This window comes from Pseudomonadota bacterium (assembly GCA_010028905.1).
Lineage (GTDB): Bacteria > Vulcanimicrobiota > Xenobia > RGZZ01 > RGZZ01 > RGZZ01.
The window spans coordinates 1-1,500 of the sequence record RGZZ01000782.1 but is presented as its reverse complement, the minus strand read 5'-3'; the positions used below and the strand labels follow the sequence as shown (position 1 = coordinate 1,500).

The window sequence follows — 1,500 nt, the reverse complement described above, 5'->3', positions numbered from 1 at the left end:
GGGCTACGGTCTCGGCGTTCCCGGCATCTCTACGGTAGGCGGCCAGGTCTTCGACAAAGTCGTGGTTCCGGTGTTCGACCACGCCATCGAGCCCGCGGCGCGTTTCCTGTTCGAGAACCCGGTGGCCGGCGCAGTGGTTCTGGTCGCGAGGGTGAGCGCCTACGCCTGGTATCGGCACATACACCACGGAGAGAAGTCGCTCAGAGACTTCGAGCAATCCTGAATCCGCGATCCTCGGTGCGTCGATCCGGCGCACTGGCAAGACGGTTGCTGCAAAGAAATGTATTGGGGTGCCCTTGCCCCCAGCCTCCCCCGTGAAGCACGCGGAAGGCATTGCCTCCTGCGCTCTCTCGACCGTCAGTGGCATTGTAGGGATAGGGGCGCGCCTCCGACGAGCACCACTGCCAGACGTTGCCGACCATGTCAAGACAGCCGTACGGCGAAGCGCCTTCCGGGTACGACCCGACAGGACAGGGGCCCGTCTGGACCTGCCCGTCGCTGCTGCAGCAGCAGAGCGCGGCCTCGAAGCCGTTCCCCCAGGGGTATCTGCGGCCATCGGTACCCCGTGCAGCCGCTTCCCACTCGGCCTCGGTGGGCAACCTGCACCCAGCCCAGGCGCAGTAGGCACGCGCATCATGCCAGGTGCAGCGCGTGAACGGCGCATCTGGCCCCCGACGGGAAAGATCCTCTCGAAACTTCCCGGGTCCCCGGTTGTAACGGGTTGCGCGAAGGAAGGCGTCCCATTGCGCGTTTGTCACATCGTACCTGCCGATGGCGAAACCACGCAACGCAACCTGGTGCTACGGTTTTTCGTCGTCTTGGTGGTCATCGGCGCCCATGATGAACGTTCCACCGGGCACGATGACCATGACGCTACCGTCTCTGGGATTCGTGATCTCGCCTGCCGGATAGCCCGGCATGCGAGGAAGCACGGGGGGGTGCGCGAAGCCCGTGGACGCAACAACAAGCAGCAGCGTGACCGTTGCTGCAGACGCGCGCCAGAGGCGAGGGGAAGCCATGTGTGCACGGTCCTTTCGCAGATGTGGGGAGAGGTTGTTTCAGCGGCAAGCCTGAGACGGCGACCAAGGCCGTGACGTTCGCATACAGACTACACCGAAACCCCGCCAGCACCTTCGTCAACCCCAGCCAACCAAGCCCCGTTCGGTCATCGGAGCGCCGAACGGGGCGACCCACCAGCGCTAGTGCGCGGTGACGCTGGCGCTGTAGGTTCCGCCGCTGGTATCGAGCTCGACGCGCAACACGTAGCGGCCGCGGGGCAGGGTGAAGGTCTGCGTATGCGTGTCGGTGCGGTTGTAGGTCGACGACGACGACACGGTGGGCGTGCCCGACATGGGGAACTCCGCGCCGGTGGCGGCGTGCGGGTCGACCACGAAGGCGCTGACGCCCGCGGAGAAGGATGCCGTTATGGTGGCGCCCAGGGTGAATGGGCCGTCCGTCGGGTGATCAACATAGAAGTAGATGGGCCGGTTCACCGTCGAC

Annotated in this window: 4 protein-coding genes; 1 reads left to right on the top strand and 3 read right to left on the bottom strand. The window is 65.3% G+C overall.

Going from position 1 to position 1,500, the window contains the following annotated elements; all coding sequences use genetic code 11:
* A partial coding sequence (locus tag EB084_25265; protein ID NDD31574.1) for a hypothetical protein occupies positions 1-223 on the top strand: 223 nt, incomplete at its 5' end.
* Here EB084_25265 and EB084_25260 read toward each other — a convergent pair.
* The 3 genes from EB084_25260 to EB084_25250 form a co-directional block, all read right to left on the bottom strand.
* Positions 201-788 (bottom strand): formylglycine-generating enzyme family protein, encoded by a 588-nt coding sequence (locus EB084_25260; GenBank protein ID NDD31573.1) that lies wholly within the window; start codon positions 786-788, stop codon positions 201-203. The two genes, EB084_25265 and EB084_25260, sit on opposite strands and share 23 nt — an antisense overlap.
* Positions 789-800: 12 nt before the next feature.
* Positions 801-1,019 carry a hypothetical protein gene (locus EB084_25255; protein NDD31572.1) on the bottom strand — a complete coding sequence of 73 codons (219 nt, stop codon included), beginning with the start codon at positions 1,017-1,019 and terminating at the stop codon, positions 801-803.
* Between the two features lie 180 nt (positions 1,020-1,199).
* Positions 1,200-1,500: hypothetical protein (locus tag EB084_25250; protein NDD31571.1), on the bottom strand; the 301-nt coding region annotated here is incomplete at its 5' end.